General features: G+C 50.5%; 18 protein-coding genes and 1 other annotated feature. All 18 genes read right to left on the reverse strand.

All coding sequences use genetic code 11. The features are described from left to right. Positions 1-6: 6 nt before the first annotated feature. The 18 genes from ileS to murG all read right to left on the reverse strand — a co-directional run bounded on the left by ileS (position 7) and on the right by murG (position 18950). A complete protein-coding gene (gene ileS, locus GX364_01755) occupies positions 7-2787 on the reverse strand; it encodes an isoleucine--tRNA ligase (GenBank protein NLI69579.1) in 2781 nt (926 codons plus the stop codon). Positions 2788-2850: 63 nt separating this feature from the next. After that, positions 2851-3079, reverse strand: a binding site (T-box leader). 34 nt (positions 3080-3113) lie between these two features. Next, positions 3114-4061, reverse strand: a complete 948-nt coding sequence (locus GX364_01760) for a DivIVA domain-containing protein (protein NLI69580.1) — start codon at positions 4059-4061, stop codon at positions 3114-3116. Positions 4062-4132: 71 nt separating this feature from the next. After that, positions 4133-4927 (reverse strand): hypothetical protein, encoded by a 795-nt coding sequence (locus GX364_01765; protein NLI69581.1) that lies wholly within the window; start codon positions 4925-4927, stop codon positions 4133-4135. A 94-nt stretch (positions 4928-5021) separates the two neighbouring features. Further along, positions 5022-5330, reverse strand: coding sequence for a YggT family protein (locus GX364_01770; protein NLI69582.1), 309 nt, complete (start codon positions 5328-5330; stop codon positions 5022-5024). A gap of 6 nt (positions 5331-5336) precedes the next feature. Then, positions 5337-6005 (reverse strand): YggS family pyridoxal phosphate-dependent enzyme, encoded by a 669-nt coding sequence (locus GX364_01775; GenBank protein NLI69583.1) that lies wholly within the window; start codon positions 6003-6005, stop codon positions 5337-5339. A 65-nt stretch (positions 6006-6070) separates the two neighbouring features. Continuing rightward, the gene (locus tag GX364_01780; GenBank protein ID NLI69584.1) at positions 6071-7204 is read right to left on the reverse strand and encodes a hypothetical protein; all 1134 of its coding nucleotides are present in this window, start codon (positions 7202-7204) and stop codon (positions 6071-6073) included. A 131-nt stretch (positions 7205-7335) separates the two neighbouring features. Continuing rightward, positions 7336-8091, reverse strand: coding sequence for a peptidoglycan editing factor PgeF (gene pgeF / locus GX364_01785; protein ID NLI69585.1), 756 nt, complete (start codon positions 8089-8091; stop codon positions 7336-7338). A 119-nt stretch (positions 8092-8210) separates the two neighbouring features. Continuing rightward, positions 8211-8717, reverse strand: coding sequence for an anaerobic ribonucleoside-triphosphate reductase activating protein (nrdG, locus tag GX364_01790; GenBank protein NLI69586.1), 507 nt, complete (start codon positions 8715-8717; stop codon positions 8211-8213). Next, positions 8714-10813 carry an anaerobic ribonucleoside-triphosphate reductase gene (gene nrdD / locus GX364_01795; GenBank protein ID NLI69587.1) on the reverse strand — a complete coding sequence of 700 codons (2100 nt, stop codon included), beginning with the start codon at positions 10811-10813 and terminating at the stop codon, positions 8714-8716. The genes nrdG and nrdD overlap by 4 nt, the downstream gene beginning before the upstream one ends. Before the next feature lie 36 nt (positions 10814-10849). Next, entirely contained in the window at positions 10850-11314 is a 465-nt protein-coding gene (gene nrdR / locus GX364_01800) for a transcriptional repressor NrdR (GenBank protein ID NLI69588.1), read from the reverse strand. A gap of 114 nt (positions 11315-11428) precedes the next feature. Next, a complete protein-coding gene (locus GX364_01805; protein NLI69589.1) occupies positions 11429-11674 on the reverse strand; it encodes a YlmC/YmxH family sporulation protein in 246 nt (81 codons plus the stop codon). Positions 11675-11768: 94 nt separating this feature from the next. Beyond that, positions 11769-12545 carry an RNA polymerase sporulation sigma factor SigG gene (sigG, locus tag GX364_01810; GenBank protein NLI69590.1) on the reverse strand — a complete coding sequence of 259 codons (777 nt, stop codon included), beginning with the start codon at positions 12543-12545 and terminating at the stop codon, positions 11769-11771. Positions 12546-12625: 80 nt separating this feature from the next. Then, positions 12626-13351: an RNA polymerase sporulation sigma factor SigE gene (gene sigE / locus GX364_01815; protein NLI69591.1), complete on the reverse strand. Its 726-nt coding sequence runs from the start codon at positions 13349-13351 to the stop codon at positions 12626-12628. 39 nt (positions 13352-13390) lie between these two features. Continuing rightward, complete coding sequence (locus tag GX364_01820; GenBank protein NLI69592.1) at positions 13391-14266, reverse strand: sigma-E processing peptidase SpoIIGA; 876 nt, start codon at positions 14264-14266, stop codon at positions 13391-13393. Between the two features lie 179 nt (positions 14267-14445). Continuing rightward, on the reverse strand, positions 14446-15507 hold the full coding sequence (gene ftsZ, locus GX364_01825) for a cell division protein FtsZ (protein NLI69593.1): 1062 nt from the start codon (positions 15505-15507) through the stop codon (positions 14446-14448). A gap of 26 nt (positions 15508-15533) precedes the next feature. Continuing rightward, positions 15534-16769, reverse strand: coding sequence for a cell division protein FtsA (gene ftsA / locus GX364_01830; protein NLI69594.1), 1236 nt, complete (start codon positions 16767-16769; stop codon positions 15534-15536). Between the two features lie 168 nt (positions 16770-16937). Continuing rightward, a complete protein-coding gene (murB, locus tag GX364_01835; protein NLI69595.1) occupies positions 16938-17837 on the reverse strand; it encodes a UDP-N-acetylmuramate dehydrogenase in 900 nt (299 codons plus the stop codon). Between the two features lie 15 nt (positions 17838-17852). Continuing rightward, on the reverse strand, positions 17853-18950 hold the full coding sequence (murG, locus tag GX364_01840; GenBank protein NLI69596.1) for an undecaprenyldiphospho-muramoylpentapeptide beta-N-acetylglucosaminyltransferase: 1098 nt from the start codon (positions 18948-18950) through the stop codon (positions 17853-17855). Positions 18951-18952: the final 2 nt, after the last annotated feature.

Genomic DNA, 18952 nt, shown 5'->3' on the forward strand with positions numbered 1-18952 from the left:
ACAATACTATTTTTCTTCCACCAATTTCGCCACCACCGCTTCGCAGCGGGAACAGATTCCTTTTTCCCCGATATGGTCACGGAAAGCCCAGCAACGCGTACACTTCCTGTTGCTGCTCCTTGCTACCTGCACAGCCAGGGGCAACCTGTCACTGCGCCAGGCTTCTTCCGGGATTGCTTCCAAACCCTCCCTCAAATCGAGTTCCGATATGATCAGAAGATTGGCCAGGTCATCCCGGAAGGGTTGGAGACTGGCGTATATCTCTTCTCCCCCCCACAATATTACCTCCGCTTCGAGGGTGTCTCCGATCTCCTTCCGGTTGCGGGCCAGTTCCAGCGCACGCAGAACCTCATCCCTTGTTTCAAGCAGATGCTCCCATTTTTCGAGAAGCTCCTCGTCGCAGTACCGATCCACCACGGAAGGCCATTCTGCCAGCTGGATACTTTTCTCTGCCTGCTCCGGCATACACTGCCACAGTTCCTCGGCCGTGAATGTAAGGATGGGAGATATCATCAAACTCAACTGTTTCAGGATGTAGAACATCACCGCCTGTGTAGCCCTCCTGGAAACGGAACGGGGATGGGAACAGTACAGTTTGTCTTTATTTATATTCAGGTAAAAATTGCTCATATCAACCACGCAGAAATTATGGATGGCGTGAAATACCTGGTGGTACTCGTGATCATCATAAGCTCGGGTCACCTTCTGGATCAGAATCTGCATCCTGGCCAGCACCCAACGGTCAAGTTCATCAATCCGGTCATAGGGAATACCCTCCGCGGTCGGCTCGTAGTCGAACAGATTCCCCAGCAGGAACCGGGAAGTATTTCGGATCTTGCGATACACTTCCACCAACTGTTTGAGTATATTTTCTGATAGGTGAATATCCCTGGTGAAATCGGCCGAGGAGACCCACAACCTCAGGATATCGGCACCATAATCCTTGATGATCTCATCGGGTGAAATCACGTTGCCCAGCGACTTGGACATCTTTTTCCCCTCGCCGTCAACAACCCACCCATGGCTGATAACTGACCGGTAAGGCGGCTCCCCTTTTACAGCCACCGATGTGAGCAATGAGGATTGAAACCAGCCGCGGTACTGGTCGCTTCCTTCCAGGTAAAGGTCGGCCGGCCAACGCAGGTCCTCGTGGTTTTCACAGACAGCTATATGGCTGGAACCGGAATCAAACCATACATCCATGATATCTTCTTCCTTGCGGAATTCGTTTTTTCCACATTTCTCACATACGGTGCCCGGAGGCAGGATCTGCCCGGCATCATACTTGAACCAGGCATCCGAGCCCTCCCTGGCAAACAATGATTGCACCGCGTCGATGGTCCGGTCGTTGATGATCGGTTCGTCGCACGACCGGCAATAAAAAATGGGTATGGGAACTCCCCAGATTCGCTGGCGGGAGATACACCAATCCTGGCGATCATTGACCATGTTGTAAATCCGTTCCCCACCCCATCGTGGATACCAGTTGACTTCACGTATGGCCTGGAGAGCTTCCTCCCGGAAACCTTTGATGGAAGCAAACCACTGTTCGGTAGCCCGGAAGATGACCGGTTTCTTGCATCGCCAGCAATGGGGGTACTGGTGTTGTATCGCATCCGATTTCAACAGGGAACCCTCCCGCGCCAGGGCATGCAAGACCTCCTCGTTCCCCCGGTCATAACGGAGCCCTGCCAGTTCTCCCGCTTCCTCGGTAAAGTAACCACGCCCGTCGATGGGGCTGAGGATCCCCAGTCCGTAGCTTGTACCTACCTCGTAGTCTTCCAACCCGTGCCCGGGGGCAATATGAACCAGGCCGGTACCCTGTTCAAGGGTGACAAATTCGGCCGACATCACCACGGGGGATTCCCGCTGGTAAAGGGGGTGAGCACATTTTATCCCTTCAAGTTCCGATCCCTTGAACCTTTTTGATACAGTCCATTCCTGTTCCACAACCTGCATCACGTTCATCCACAGCCCCTCGGCCAGGATATAAAGTTCGTCACCGGCATCGACGAGCACATAATCAAACTCGGGATTGAGTGCAATGGCCAGGTTGGCCGGGATTGTCCATGGGGTCGTGGTCCAGATCATACAAAATACCGGCCGGGTATCGTCAGTTATTCTGCCCGCGGATGCAACTGTAACCGGGAATTTTACATATATGGAATGGGATTCGATATCTTCATACTCTATCTCCGCCTCGGCCAGGGCTGTCTCGCAATCCGGACACCAGTAGACGGGTTTCAGCCCCTTGTAAATGAAACCTTTTCTGGCCATGGTACCGAATACCTCGATCTGTTTGGCTTCAAAGGAAGGATCAAGAGTGATGTAGGGGTTTTCCCAATCTCCCCTGACTCCCAGACGGTAAAATTGTTCCCGTTGAATATCCAGGTATTTCAGAGCATAATCCCGGCAAAGTTTTCTGAACTCGAGGGGGGGGAAGTCATCCCTCTTTACCTTTTTATGCCTGATAACCTGAAGTTCGATCGGCAATCCATGGGTATCCCATCCGGGAACATAGGGAGCATCCATCCCTTTCATCGTCGAATATTTTATGACGATGTCTTTCAAAACCTTGTTGAGCGCGGTCCCCATGTGTATCTTCCCGTTGGCATATGGGGGGCCATCGTGTAAAATAAATAGCGGTGCCCCCTTCCTGTGTTCACGTACCAGCCTGTAAATATCTATATCTTCCCAAAACTTCAGAATGCCGGGTTCTTTGCGCGGCAGATCGGCGCGCATGGCAAAATCCGTCCGTGGCAAGTTCAGGGTTTTATTGTAGTTCATCGTTCAATCTCCTTTATATTTCATGATTATCAATTATACCATAAAAAAATCTCGTCCCTTTGAATCAGGGACGAGATTGTATCCCGCGGTACCACCCTCGTAGACGTTAACAAACGACCTCTCTGGATAACCTTTAACGGGATCAACCGCCAGGCACTACTTTCTCTCCGCAGAAAAGTTTCGCACCTGGAGCTCCCGGGAGATTTTCAAGAAGCAGGGTTTCAACGGTTTTCACCCGTCCCGTTTCTCTGTACAAACCGATGCCTTCTACTGACCCGTTCATCGCCATTCAAATCATATCTATTATTGACCATGCCCCCGCACGTTTATTCGTCGCCCTGCCGGGCAGGTAAAGAATCGGACCAATCTTCCATTTCCAGTGAAGATAGCTGCGCTTCGATAAAAGAGCGAAAACGCATCTTGAAGACCTGGACCTGTTTATGCAAATCTTCATGTTCGGCCAATATACGGCTGGCCTGATAACGGGAATCCTCGATAATTCGTTGCGCCTCCCTCTCCGCCTCCTTGCGGATCAGTTCCGATTCCCTCTTGGCGTTCTGCTTGACATCATCCGCCGCTTCCTGCGCCACCAGAATGGCATTATGAACTGTTTGTTCCAGCTTCTCGTAATTTTTTATTTTGTCGGATAGCTGCACGATTTCATCCTGCAACTGGCTGTTTTCCTGCAGCAATACTTCATATTCGTCGTTTATCCGTTGCGCCTCCATTTCTGTTCTCTGTTTGATTTCTTCCGCTTCCCGCCTGTTTTTCTCTGCACCAAGCCGGATCGATTCTGCCTCCTGCCTTGCCTCTGTCAGGATCCTTTCTGCAGCTTCCTGTGACCGCGACACGGCAATCTGGATCATCTCCTCGACTTTGTCGAACCCCTCGCTCTCCCTGGTAAGGTTGTTGACCTGCGTGCGCAATTCCTCGTTTTTGCGTTGCAATGCCGCATTTTCCTGGTTGAGGCGTTCGGACTTTCTTTCTCCCTCTTCGCGGATCGAGCGGATTTCTTCCCTGGAGCTCAATTTGTATTTTTCTGCGTTTTTCCTGGCTTCAGCCATATCTTTTTTGGCGTTCTCTTCCGCCCGCTTGCAGCGTTCGCATTCCTCGCTCAATTTATTGGCCTTCTCGCGAAGAGCATTGTTTTCTTTCAGAAGGCCGCCATATTCCAGGGCTATGGTTTCCAGGAACTCATCAACTTCATCCACGCTGTACCCTCTGAATGTTCTTTCGAATTCCCGGTTGTGGATATCGTTCACATTTAGAACCATTTCATACCCCGTCCTTTCCCCTTTCCTGAATTGATTAGAAAGTTCGACATGCCGGAATTCTAATCCTTCCATCATTTATAAAATTTCTTGATAATAATATAACTTCTCCCTTTCCGGCTTTTCCCCGGTAAAGATTCGATGATAAACGTCCCTTTCGATGTAGCAATCACATCCTTCTCTTTCAATCGGCAGGAAGGACTCGTTGCAGCTTTCCGGTTGACCTGAACCAGATTCTCTTTGATGATGCTTGCCGCCCGCGATCTGGAGATCCTCAGGGCCAGACTGATCACCGCATCCAGCCTTGCTGAAGCTACGGTGCCCTTTATCATCTTGAAATCGGTACGGTCATCGGTGTGTGCAGGAAGGGATCGGGAGATTTTCTCCACCCGGGCTTCTGCCGGATCGATCCTGTTCAGTTGATCCCTCAGCATCGATGAAATATTGTCAGCAACAAACACTCTGATTCCCCGTTTTTCCCCATCCCGTATCAAGTCACCGATCATATCCTCTTCCGCCCCTGCATCATAAAGATATTGCAGGAGTTCGTACTCGAATTCGGTATCCGGAAAGGAAGCCCCATTCAGGAAAATCAGATCAACCGGGGGCAACCCGGCATCCTTTTCACCGGCCACCCATGCCTTTATACGTACCCTCCGAGCTTCGGCATGGCCGCCATATGCGCTGTAACGTATGTCCGGATATTTCCCGAAAACTTCCTCCGTTATCTGCCTCCGGTAAGGAGACAGGAAGCCGGAAACCCACTCTTTCTTGCCCTCGTGAAGCTGCCCGATTTCTTCCATCAGGTACTTGATCCATCTCCGGTCACTTTCCTCGCTGTAGCGCAGAAAAAGTTGATCAGGTGACAAAATCCATCGCTCCTTGTTTCCGTTAACTTTTTCCCGGGGCAGCTGTTATACCGCAGTACAATTTGCAATCCTGAAGCTGTGTCACGCCACATCGCTATATGCGAACCCAGGTTTCAATGATATAGCGCAGCAAATGAAGTAACAGGAATGCTATTACCGGAGAGAAGTCCAGTTGAATTCCACCGCCTGACCGCATGGAAGGGATCAATCCCCTGAGGGGTTTCAATAGCGGCTCGGTGATTTGCCACAAAAACCGGTACAAATTTCCGATGAACGCGTTATCTCCCGGATCCTGGCCAGTCATCATAAAGGAAAGGATTATCCGCCCCAGAATAATGTAAGCATACGTATTGACCAGCAGAACAAGAATGTTTCTAACCGGAATCGCAAAAACCTCCTCCAGGTATGTTCAACGGGCCCCGAACAGGGCCGTGCCGACCCGCACCATGTTGGCTCCTTCCTCGACGGCGATATGATAATCATTGGTCATTCCCATGGAAAGATACTCCAACTCAACCCCCGGAATTTTGATCCTTTCTTTCAGCTCCCGCACCTGCCGGAAGATCGGCCGGGCTTCCTCGGCATTATCGAAATAGGGAGCCATGGTCATCAGGCCCCTGATCTTTATTCTTCCTCCCCTGATCTCCATGATGAAATCTTCGACTTCCCCGGGATGAAAACCGTACTTGCTCTCCTCACCGGAAGCGTTGACCTGGATCAATACCGGTACATCCACATCCATTTGCATGGCTCTCTTTTCCATGGCCCGGGCCAGGCGCAAGCTGTCAAGGGAATGTATCAGGGAAAACAGATTGATTACCGATTTCACCTTGTTGGTCTGAAGGTGGCCAAGAAAATGCCACCTGATTTCACCGGGAAGCTGTTTTATTTTTGGCTCGGCCTCCTGAAGGCGATTTTCCCCGCAACTGGTGATACCCAGTTCCAGGGCTTCTGCTATCCTTTCCACCGCTACATTTTTGGTCACAGCGACAATTTTCACTCCATCCGGATCGTAACCACCTTTCAAGGCTGACGACCTGATTCTGGATCTTACCTCTTCCAACCTTCTGTTCAACATGTAAAACCTCCTTGATCTACTCCCACAACAAGAATATGAACCCCGGACAGGACATACCGATGATATTACTCCATCCTTTGACCCTCCTTGACCAGTTCAGGACGGATAATGACGATGCTGTTCGGAGGAATGCCGTCCACGATAACATCATAATCAGCCTCATGGACAATATCTACCGGATAATAGGCCACGATTCCTTTATCGTTGAGATAAACCCCGGTCACCCCCTCCTCATCGATTATGGCACTGCGGGGAATCTTGACTCCTTCATGAGTATAATAATTGATTTCCGCTTCGGCCCGGCGGTAGCGGGTAAATCCGGGAATCTGCCGGGAAATCCTGTAGGTAAAATAAATATTCCGGGTTTCGGGATCTTCCATCCTGTCCACCAGTACAGCCTGGATGGGCTCGTTGGGAAAAAATGAAAAAGTAATATTTACATTTTTCCTCCTGGCCATGAGTTCCCCTTCCTTGCCTCCCAGAACTACACTGAAAAACCATTCCCAGTTATTGACCAGCTTGAAAAGGGGTTCCCCCTCGGCCACGAACTCCTTTTTTGGGGGAATATCCTGCCCCGTCCATTCATTTTCTCCTCCCAGCAAATCATAGGGATAACCGGACAGATACTCTTCCTCCAGGCCATCGATGCTATAAGAAACAACCCCGGCCATGGGGGATCTGACAGAATGGCTTTCATGTCCCCCGGAACCGGAAAGAGTTTCAATGTCCTCGCCTTCTTCTTTTTTTGACCGTTCCCTGGATGTGAACGGGCTCATCAACCATGTTTTCAATTTCTGGAAATAGAATTTGAAACCGCGCCGGTCGTTCCCCGCCTCGTCCCCGTTGTCCGGTTCGTAAAGATCGGGTATAACCGTTACCACCTCTCCCCCTACAGGGACACGCTCGCCTTCGGGAATCTTCCCCAGAATGAAACCCGTTACCGGTGAAGGAACAACGGTCTCATCCCGGGTGATGATGCCGGTAACACTGACGCAGGAATCCATGGCCCCTTCCTCGGCAACCGCGATCTGAACACGCCGGAAGTAGAGCCATGAATCCATCCACTGATAACCGACGAGAGCGAAGAGAAGGAGCAACAAACCCAGAATAACAAAATATGCTATCTTGCCCCGGAGCGGTTTTTTGCTTTTTCCTTCACCTTCAATAACACTGAAATTACGGGCTTGTTTTCGGGCCATTTCATCTGATCCTTCTCTTCCATGGCAAAATATTTTCCTCAAAAAGTATACTTTCACGCCCCGGCCGGTGCAACTGCAATCACGGTGGCGGAGCGGTCACCGGGGGCCAACCCGCCTCTGGTATACACCCCTCATTCCATCAAAGAAACAAAACCCATCATCCTGCCTGTTTTTTTTCCCTCGCGCCGGTAGGAGTAGAACAGATCGGGACGGCATGATGTACAGATTTCTGCCATCTCGATATTCCCTGTCGGCAGCCCGCTCGTGACAAGCTGCTTCCGCACGATTTCCCTCAGATCCAGAAAATATTTTCCGGCAGTTTCGTCCCCATCACAAAATAAAGGATCATCCCAGCCCCGATCCAGAAACAGGACGGCAACCTCCTGTGATACTTCGAAACAACGTCGGCAGATACATGGACTGCCCCAGGCCATCAATTCCCGGGGGTGTCCCCCGTATTCGCTCACCAGGGCATCGACCACTTTCCCGACCACACCGTTCAACACCCCGCGCCAACCGGCATGGGCCAGGGCAGCTACCCTTCTTTGCGGATTGACCAGGTAGACGATCATGCAGTCGGCGGAGAAAGCAGCCAGAACAACGCCAGCTACCCCGGTGACAAGCGCATCGCACCGGGGTATGGCCGTCCCCTTGCGGTCTCCCCTGCCGCGGTCACCCTCTTCAACCCGATGTATACCTGTCCCGTGAACCTGTTCCCCCGTTACAAGGTGTTGGGGGGAAAGGCCCCATATGGAAAGGAAACGACGGCGATTTTCCCGGACAGCCAGAACCCTATCCCCGGTATGATAGGCCAGGTTGAGGGAAGCATAGGATCCGCGGCTTGCACCCCCACATCGAGTTGAATAACCGACCTCGACCGTATTCATTCCCGATCTCCAGGAAGGTTGAAGAAAACAGAGTTCACCATGACGATTCAGGATATAGCTGCCGATATATGATCACACCCCCGGGAGGAGAAAAGAGGGAGAAAAAGAAAGATAACGGGCTACAATTCCGACATGACCACCGCTTTTTTCAACTTCATCGAGGGTTTGACATCGATGATCCTCTGGTTTTTTGATCCCCGGAAAGCCAGTTCAAGATCTTTCTGTTCCTCGATATAGGGGCCATCTATCAGTATGTCCGTAACCTCCAACAATTTTTGACAATCACGTTTCTGCGGTGAATTTTCCAGCAACTGTTCCAGGGTAAAACCGGTATAGGTAATTATTTTCAATCCCAGATGGTGGATCTTCTTACCCAGCAAGGAGAGAGCCACCGGTTGCAAGAAGGGCTCCCCCCCGCTGAACACCACGGCGTCCGTTCCCTTGAGAGAAGCAATTTCCTCGAAAATAGCACCGATCTCCATCTCCACCCCGCCGTCGAACGGCTGCGCTTCAGGATTGTGGCACCCCGGGCAATTGTGGTTACAACCCTGCACGAAGATCACGTAACATACGCCCGGCCCATCGACCAGACTCTCTTTCTTTATCCCTGCAATACGTAGCTTCATCTTTTCTCCCGGTAAACATGAGCTTTCCTGTCCTTCAATTCGGATATCTTGGCCTCGTTGAAGCGGTCTTCCGTGGAGAGATAACCCGTGATACGCCTGATCCTTCTGATATCGGAACTGCCACACGAAGGACACTCTTCGGGAATCAATCCGTTGTAAGAACAGCCTCTGCACTCATCCACCGGATAGTTGACCCCTCCGTATCCGACGTCCGAGTCGGCCATGTGCCGGATGATTTTTTCCATGGCACCAAGATTATGCTCCGGTGGAGAATCAAGCTCAACATAGGTGATATGCCCGGCATTGCAGAAACGATGGTAATCACCCTCGATCGATATTTTATCAAAGAGGGAGATGGCATAATTGACCGGTATATGAAATGAATTGGTATAGTAGTCTTTGTCCGTAACCCCGGGGATAATGCCGTACTTCTCCCGGTCCATGGCCACAAAGCGGCCCGCAAGTCCCTCCGCCGGAGTTGCATAGAGGACAAAGTTCAGATCGTATTCATTTTCGAATGCATCCGTGTTACGGCGCATCTGCTCGATGATAGCCACTCCCACCTCATGGGCTTCACTGTCCTCCCCGTGGTGCTTCCCGATCAAAGCCACCAGCGTCTCGGCAAGCCCGATAAAGCCGATGGCCAGTGATCCGTTCTTGATAGCCGCACCGATAAAATCTTCGGGGCCAAGATCCTCTGAACCGATGTAGAGGTGCTGCCCCATCAGAAACGGCAGATCTTTGAGCTTCAGACGGGAAAGAACTTCAAATCTGTGAAGCAGCTGGCTCACCGCCAGGCGCATAATACGGTCGAGTTCATCCGTGAACTGCTTGAGATTGCCCTTGCTTTCCAGGGCCAGTTTCGGAAGGTTGATGGTTACAGGAGCGATATTGCCCCTGCCGGCAGACACCTCGGGCCCATGGCGGTTGGCAATCACCCGGGAACGGCAGCCCATATACGAGACTTCATCGCCATACTTGCGGTTGATCGATGCGTCCATGAAGCTGAAAGTCGGGTTCAGCCGGCGGGAAGCAACCTTGACGGCCAATTGAAAGAGATCGTAGTTGGGATCTCCGGGATCAAGGTTTATCCCTTTCTTGAGGCGGAATACCAGGTTGGGGAAGATCGGGCTCTCTCCGTTTCCCAAACCTGCATGGAATGCCTCAAGCACGGCCCTGGTGGCGTTCCTGCCTTCGGGTGTAACGTCGGTTCCAAAATTCAGGGAGGAAAAGGGAACCTGGGCACCGGCACGGCTATGCATGGTATTCAGATTGTAGACAAACCCCTCCATGGCCTGGAATATTTCCTCATATTCCACCTTTTTCCCCATATTGCGGATGACCTCTCCTATACTTCTGTCAAAATGGGGGAAACTCTGACCGCCGAACATGTCATTCTGGTTGCTCTGCAGGATAATGGCCGCCTGGGCGGCAGCGGAAGCAATCCTCTTGGGCGGCCTTATATAGCCATAACCGGTATTGAATCCTTCTTTCAACAAACGTGTCAGATCGATTTGCAGGCAATTCAAAGTCTTGCTGTAATAATCAAGGTCATGGATATGAATGCTACCCTCTATATGCGCCCTTGAAAACTCCCTGGGCAGAAGGTTGCTCAAATAATATTTCTTGCTGGCCGCACTGCCTATCTGCAACATCTTCGCCGACGGGGAATTGCTGACATTTGCATTTTCACGGCTTGTTTCCACCAGAATCTCCTTGACTGCATCCATCAGTTCCGATTTGGCATCGCGGATACGCGTTCTCTGGGCCCGGTACAAAATATAAGCCTTGGCTGTCCGGGCATGTCCATTTTCAATCAAAACCTTCTCCACCACATCCTGGACATCCTCAACAGCGGGTATGATGCCACTGTATCTTTCTTCTTTTTTCAACGATCTGATCACATGCAAGGTCAGATTTTCAGCAATACTGCGATCCCGGCCGCCGACTGCACAGGCAGCTTTGAAAATGGCCTCGGTTATCTTTTCGGGCTCAAACGGTACGACCCGGCCATCCCTTTTTCTTATTTCGGCAAAATCCGTCCCCTTCTGTAAACCTTCCTCACCTTCAACTGAATGCACAAACGCCTTTGCCATGCGGTTATCCTCCCATTCAATCGATTGCCTTCATTGTCAATCGGTCTCCCTCGTCTTTATCATCTTTTCCAGTTCTTTCTTGAAAGTCTCTATATCCTGGAATTGATGAAAAACTGAAGCAAAACGCACGTAGGCAACCTCATCAATTTTTCTTAATTTGTTGAGCAGTATGTCGCCGATCTGATCGGCATCAACCTCGTGGGTGTAGGTTACACGAAGTTCCTGTTCCAGTTCTTCAACCAAACCTTGTAGTATTTCTACAGGCAGGTTTCTTTTTCTACTGGCTATCAGCAAACCGGTAAGTATTTTGTTTCCATCAAATATTTCACGGCGCCCGTCCCTCTTTATGACCATGATCGGGTTCTCCTCGACTTTTTCCATCGTGTTGAACCTTTTCTCACAGGAAATACATTCGCGGCGCCGTTTGATCGTTGTCCCTTCCTCTGTCATCCGGGAGTCGGTAACCCTGCTTTCCAGCTCTCCGCAGAAGGGGCATTTCATCTATTCATACTCCTCCTTTCCTACATGTTGTTGTAGTCATGATTATAATACACAACATATAGGATGTAAAGAAGTTATTTCGGATATTTTATTTTTTTATTTTAACAATAATCATTACAAGATTTCCCGTGGATAGTCCACCAGAATCGTGTCCACACCGATCCTGACAATCTTGCTCCAGGAGATTATGTGGTCCTTGGGACCCGACAATCTGCCCCAGAACCCTTTCTGTGACGGGACGACAATGGAGTTCACCACCCCTTTTTGAAGATCGATGTCAAGATCCATGATTGTTCCCAGGCGGCGGCCATCATTCACATTGACCACATCACGATTTTTTAACTCCGATATCTTTATCATCATCTTTCTCCCCCCGGTGGCAGGTTACATTGTGTACAAAACCGGATTCTTCCGCCGACCCTTTTTGTTGAATACCCGGGCTTGCGGAACCATTTTACTGTATCTGTTTCCTCAAGAACTTCAGGGCAGCTTTTTCCAGCCGCGACACCTGAGCCTGCGAGATGCCAATCTCGTCGGCCACCTCCATCTGCGTCTTGCCCTTGAAAAAACGCATGGTCAGAATCAGCCGTTCCCTCTCGTTCAGTTTTGTCAACGCCTCCTTGATGGCCAGATCAACGAGCCACCTGTCATCTGCACACTTCTCGTCGCTGACCTGATCCATGACAAAGATGGGATCTCCCCCATCATAATATATCGGTTCAAACAGCGATATCGGTTCCTGGATTGCATCGAGGGCAAACACGATATCTTCCCTCGGCAGGCCCAGTTCACCGGCTATTTCCCGGATGGAGGGTTCTCGTGACAGCCGATTAGCAAGTTTATCCCTGATCTGCAAAACCCGGTAAGCGATATCACGCAGTGAACGGCTCACGCGAATAGGATTGTTATCCCGCAGGTATCTTCTTATTTCCCCTATAATCATCGGCACAGCATATGTAGAAAATTTCACGTTCTTGCCAAGATCAAAATTATCGATGGCCTTGATAAGACCGATACATCCCACCTGAAACAGGTCATCCACATTTTCTCCCCGGTTGTTGAACCTCTGGATTACCGATAGCACCAACCTGAGATTTCCCTTGATAAGCGCCTCCCTGGCACCGGGTTCATTGCGGAGCATGCGTTCAAAAAGTTCGGTCATCTTCTGATTGGGGAGAACCGGAAGTTTGGAAGTATTGACACCACATATCTCCACTTTATTCAAAGCGATTACCTCCGTGATGCAATTAAGGGGTCAAATAAAGTATTTCCTGCCCTCCCTTTTTTATACTGTGGCAGAACAAAAGTTGTCTATTCCATCTTTTTTATCTCTTTCTGCAATCTTTTGATGATCCTTTTCTCCAGGCGGGATATGTAGGATTGCGAGATGCCCAGCATCTCGGCAACCTCTTTCTGTGTTTTCTCCACTTCCCCCTCCAATCCAAACCTCAGCTCCATGATCCTTTTTTCCCGGTAAGTCAGTTTTTCAATGGCCAGATAAAGCAACTTCCTTTCAATTTCCTGCTCTATGCTTTTGATGACCAGATCCCCTTCGGTACCCAGAATATCGGAAAGGAGGAGCTCGTTCCCATCCCAATCAACATTCAACGGTTCGTCGAAAGAAACTTCCAGTCGGACCTTGTGATTGCGCCGGAGAAACATGAGTATCTCGTTTTCAATGCACTTGGAAGCATAGGTGGCCAGTTTGATATTCTTGTGAGGGTCAAACGTATTCACGGCCTTGATGAGCCCGATTGTTCCGATGGAAGACAGGTCATCGATGTTCACACCCGTATTCTCGAATTTGCGGGCAATGTAAACCACCAGCCGCAGATTGCGTTCAATCAAGGTTGTTCTGACCGTGTAATCTCCCTTTTTGAGTTTGTTCAACAGATCGTCTTCTTCCTCATGGCTCAATGGCGGAGGCAAGGTTTCACTGTTGCTTACATAGAAAAGATAGCGGTATTGTTTCAACCTTTCCCAGGGAAATAAACGAAAAACAAACAATCTCAATCTGGAGCGAAACCGATTTAACATTTTGTACATATTGGCCACCCTTTCAGATCATGAATTTGATTAACTGACGAGCTGCAACACCTCCGGAGGAATCAAAGCTTCATATTCCCCCGAATTGTTGAAGTTGTGTTTATGAATACCGATTGCCACCTGCGACCCGATTTCCCGGCTTTCCCTGCCCCGCATTATTTTGATCCGATCGGGCCTGAATCCAAGCAGAAGTTCTGTCCTCCCTCCCAATCCCGTGACGGGGATAAGGTAGAAACGAAGGCTTAGATCCGGATCGGAGATGCTTTCCATCACTTTTACCGAATCAAAATCGCTCTTGAACAGTTTATAAACATCACCGGGGATTATCTTCTGAAGGCTTTGATGGTTCACGATTATTACCGGTTTCCTGGAAAAGGGCTCCCTGACACGGTTTCCCGTGTCAAGATAGGCTGCTATGGTCTGCTTCCTGTCATCCATGCAGACCTGGACTCGCGCATGCATGAGAGCCTGCCATTTGCGTCCTTCCAGGAAAGGTTGAAAAAAAGAGAGTACGCCGGTGAACAGAAAGCCGACCATCAATAAATGGAACAGGAACACAGGTTTGTCTACGGCCATTGCGACCGGTTGCAGATTGAGAAGCACCAGAATGCAACCGCAGAAGACAAAGGCCAGCAGGAACATGAGGCTACCCATGAAAATAAAATCCCTTCTCCTGAGAGGAAAATAGGCAAGGCCCACCATGAAAAACGGCGTGATCATCACGAAGACTATCCAGAGGAAGTTTGAAGCGGGAAAAATCGTAAAGCATATTGCCGGCAACACACCGGCCAGCGCCCCGAGAAGCAGTTTGCCGGCTCCGGACCGGCGATGGGTCAATCTGCCCACCGCATACAACAAACAATAATCCATGCACAGATTGGCGATGATCAGTAAATCAAGATACACCTTGTTCTCCTTTGGGTACAGTTGCTAATTATTTTTATGACATTGCATAATCGGGTATGCTTGATTATACATGAGGGTGGGCATATAATTTGTCGCTCGTTGGGGATGTTAAAAAAAAATAAAAGGCTTTAATCAGCCTTTTATTGAGGTTTTTTTCTTTCCGGTCCTGTGAAGATTGATTATTCGTCTTTTTTCTGATGGCGTATGAACGCCGGCGTATCTATATCGCTCCCATCCGCAAATCTGGCTTTCCCGAAATCAGCCTCAACCACGTTCTGGTGCTTGCTTTTCCGGTCAAACCCCGTGGCGATGACCGTGACCCTGATCTTGTCTTCCATCGATTCATCGATCACCGCGCCAAAGATGGTGTTTGCTTCAGAATCGGCTTGCTTGGAGATAATGTCCGCAGCTTCCGTGATCTCGTACAGGCCCAGATCCTTCCCCCCCGTGATGTTGATCAATATCCCCTTCGCCCCCTCGATCGATGTTTCCAGCAAGGGGCTGGTGATGGCATTCTTGGCTGCATCAACGGCTCTATTTTCACTGTTGGAAACCCCCACACCCATCAGGGCCGTGCCTGTTTCCTCCATTATGGTTTTAACATCGGCAAAATCCAGGTTGATGATCCCCGGCACAGCAATCAGGTCGGAAATACCCTGAACCCCCTGGCGCAACACATCGTCAACCATACGGAATGCTTCCAGTATGGGGGTTCTTTTCTCCACAATCTGCAACAACCGCTCGTTGGGAATGACGATGAGCGAATCGACCTCATCCTTCAACCTTCTGATACCTTCCTCGGCCTGTTCATGGCGTTTGCGAAGTTCAAAAGGAAACGGTTTGGTGACCACCCCGACCGTCAATGCACCCAGTTCCTTGGCAATTCCGGCAATAACCGGTGCCCCGCCGGTTCCAGTCCCCCCGCCCATCCCGGCGGTGATAAAAATCATGTCGGCACCTTCCAGGGCCTCGCGGATCCGGTCCTGGCTTTCCTCCGCCGCCTGCCTCCCTATTTCAGGATTGGCTCCCGCTCCCAGCCCCTTGGTGAGTTCCTCCCCGATCTGTATTTTGGTGCTTGCTTCGGTCAAATACAGAGCCTGGGCATCAGTATTGACCGCAAGGAAATCAACTCCCTTGAGGCCCACCCCGATCATACGGTTCACGGCATTGCTTCCACCCCCACCAACGCCGATAACCTTGATTGTTGCGAAATGTTCCATCTCGATATCAAAATCAATCACCGCGTTACCCCCCTTGTGCATTCAGATTACTCAAAAAAATCGTTGAACCAGCTCAGAATCTGCTTCCAAAGCTTTGCAAAAAAACCGAATGACCCGGCCGCTTCTTTTTTCTCGGAATAACTTACCCCCACCCCGATGTTGTGGATAACATAATAAATGATACCCACGGCAGTGGTATAGATGGGACTCTGAACACCGACCAGCTGCGGTTCCCCGATCCTGATGGATGTCCCGATCACTTCCTCGGCTATCTCGGTCAACCCTTCCATCAGAGAAACCCCGCCGGTCAAGACCACCCCGGACGACAATGCATCGCTTCCGGCCATCTTGAACATCTCTTCCCGTGCAAACTGAAGGATTTCCTGAACGCGGGGGCCTATGTAGCGAGCCAGATCTTGCGCGGATACTTTTACTTTTTCCTTGCCCCCGACAGTGATGATCTCTATCTTTTCTTCCGTATTTGCAGCCGACTGGAGGGCACAGCCGTACTCGATTTTCAAGTTCTCGGCAGCATAATAACTGGTATGCAGGCCCACGGAAAGGTCGTTGGTAATAAGATTACCGCCGATGGGCAGAACGGAAAGGTCTTGCAAGATCCCATTCTTGAAGAAAGCAATCTCCGTCGTTCCCCCACCTATGTCTATAACAAATACCCCCAGTTCTTTCTCGTCCCTGGTAAGCGTGATTTCCCCGTTGGCAAATGATTGCAGTACGATTCCCTCTATTTCGATACCCGCCCTCTTGATGCACCTGATGAGGTTCTGCAAGCACGTTGCCGAGGTGGTCACGATCACGGCGTCGACTTCAAGCCGCACTCCCAACATACCCACCGGATCCTTGATACCATCGTACCCGTCCACGATATATTCATGCGCGATTACCTCTACAATTTCGCGTTCGGAAGGAAGGGCCACCTTTGTATTTTCCAGCGCCCTTTCCACATCCTGGGGACGTATTTCCCTGTCTTCGGCCGTTATCGTAGCCACGCCACGGCTTTTGAGCAACTGCACATTCAAGCCCACCAGGCTGATAAAAGCGGATTCTATCCTTATCCCGGCCATCCTTTCCGCTTCCTCGACCGCCCGGCTTATTGCATCTATGGTCTTGTCCTGATCAACGACAAAACCCTTTCTTATCCCCTCGGAGGGGCTCAAACCAACGCCGATTATATTTATAGTTCCATCGGAACGGTGTTCCCCGACAATCACTCGTATATGCGATGTTCCTACATCCATTCCAACAATTATTTCCTTTTGTTTCAAACTGTTACCTCCTAGCCGGCTCTATTCCATATATAAAGTTAGATTCAACAACGAAATTAATTATCCTCTAATATTTTATTTTTTTGCCATTATTTTTGCCCCGAACCAGGCATTGGAAGCTTGTCCACTTTTAACTTGAATTCCCTGCACCGGGAGATGAAACCCCGATCATCGATCTTCGCCAACGATCTCGATTTCGAGTTCCAGATCGATACCATGAGTCTTCATCACTCTCTCCCTGATCATATCGATGAGATCCAGAATGTCCCCTGCCGTTGCCCCACCCGCATTCACAATAAAATTGGCATGCTCTTCCGATACCCGGGCACCCCCCACGCACAATCCTTTTCCCCCCGCCGTTTCCACCAACTTTCCCGCAGGGATACTGGGGTGGTTTCTGAAAACACTGCCGGCGCTGGGAAGCCGTGGCTGTCTTTGCCGCCGGACTTCTATCATTTCACGCATACGTTCTGCAATCTTCCCGGGATAATCTTCCTCCAATGACAGACGACAATCGGTGATCACCCCTTTGTTTTCCCGGAGGCTGCTCCAACGGTAACCGAATACAATTTCCTCATGCCCGATGCGCCCGGGTTCACCGTCGAAGTTCACAAAACCCAATTCCCTGACAAGACCCCCGACCGTGCCCCCGAAAGCCCCCGCATTCATGATCACTCCGCCCCCCACGGTACCGGGGATACCGGAAGCAAATTCAAGCCCGGATAGCCCACCATCCACCGCTTTCCGGGCCAGATGCGAAAGAAGGGCCCCCGCACCGACTACCACTTCTGTACCCTCGGCCCGGAAATAGTTGAAAGCGCTGCCCAGCTGCACGGCCACCCCCCTCAGGCCGCCATCCCTTACCAGCAAATTGGTACCCTTTCCCATGATCAGGAGGGGCACCCCGGCTGATTTTACAGTTCCGAGCAACAGCTTAATTTCATTTACATCAGCAGGGAAAACCAGGTAATCGGCACTTCCGCCTACCCCGAAAGATGTGTACCTGGACATCGGTGCATCTTTCTCGAATTTGACCTGGATCGATTTCAACAACCGCTCCGTATCCATTTTTTCCTCCCGATCTTATTGTTCCATCGCTTCCAGAAGGCAACGATACATCCTGGAGGCGGCATCAGGTGTCCCCATACCCCTGCTCTTTCGGGCCATTTCTTTCAACTTTTCCGGAGCGCCGAACATTTCCTCCATCATTCCGGCCAGCCGAACCGCGGTAAAATCCTTCTCCATCATGATGCGGGCGGCGCCTTCCCCTTCCAGTAACCGCGCATTGAAATATTGATGGTTGTGAGCAACATTGGGAGACGGTACAAGAAAGGCCGGCACCCCCCGCGCCGTTATCTCCGCAAGGGCCGTGGCCCCTGCCCTGCTGATGATCAGATCCGCAATGGCAAGAGCCGCCGGCATATCATGCAGGTAGGGCATCAGCAGTATCCCCGGAAGCGATTCTCCCCCTATCTTTTCCTTCACCCATCCGTAATATGAATTTCCCGTGATGTACAGAAGCTGGCTTCCCGAAGGAAGACCACCACGCGTGACAAGGTCAACCATGACCTCGTTCATTCTGAGAGCCCCCTGGCTGCCACCCACGACCAGGATGGTCCTTTTACGTGGATCAAGGCCTTCAAACCGTTCAAAGCCTTCTTCACGTGTCAGATCAACCACCTCACCGGCCCGTGGATTTCCGGTAAGTACCACTCTTTTATCCTTGAAATGAACACGGGAAGCCTCGAAAGAAATGCAGATCCTGTCGGCCCAACGTGCCAGTATTCTGTTGGTTCGGCCAGGTATAACGTTCTGCTCATGAATGACGATCGGCCGCCGTCTCATTCTTGAAGCCAGAACGGCCGGCCCGGCCACGTATCCCCCGGTGCCGACAACAACATCGGGCTCGAAATCTCTGACAATCTCGAGGGATTGTTTGATACTCCGGCATAGATCGACCGTTGCTCCCCACAATTCTGCCGGGGGATATTTTTTGAAAGCCCGCACCGTTATTTCTTTCAGGTTGAAACCGGCCTCCGGGACAATTTTTTTTTCCAATCCCCGCGCTGTTCCCACGAACAGGATCTCGGCATCCTGCCTTTTTTTCCGGATGTAGCGAGCCAGTGCCAGGCCGGGGTAAATATGCCCTCCCGTTCCCCCGCCACAGATCAAAATGCGCATTT

The organism is Bacillota bacterium (assembly GCA_012518215.1).
GTDB lineage: Bacteria > Bacillota > Dethiobacteria > DTU022 > PWGO01 > JAAYSV01.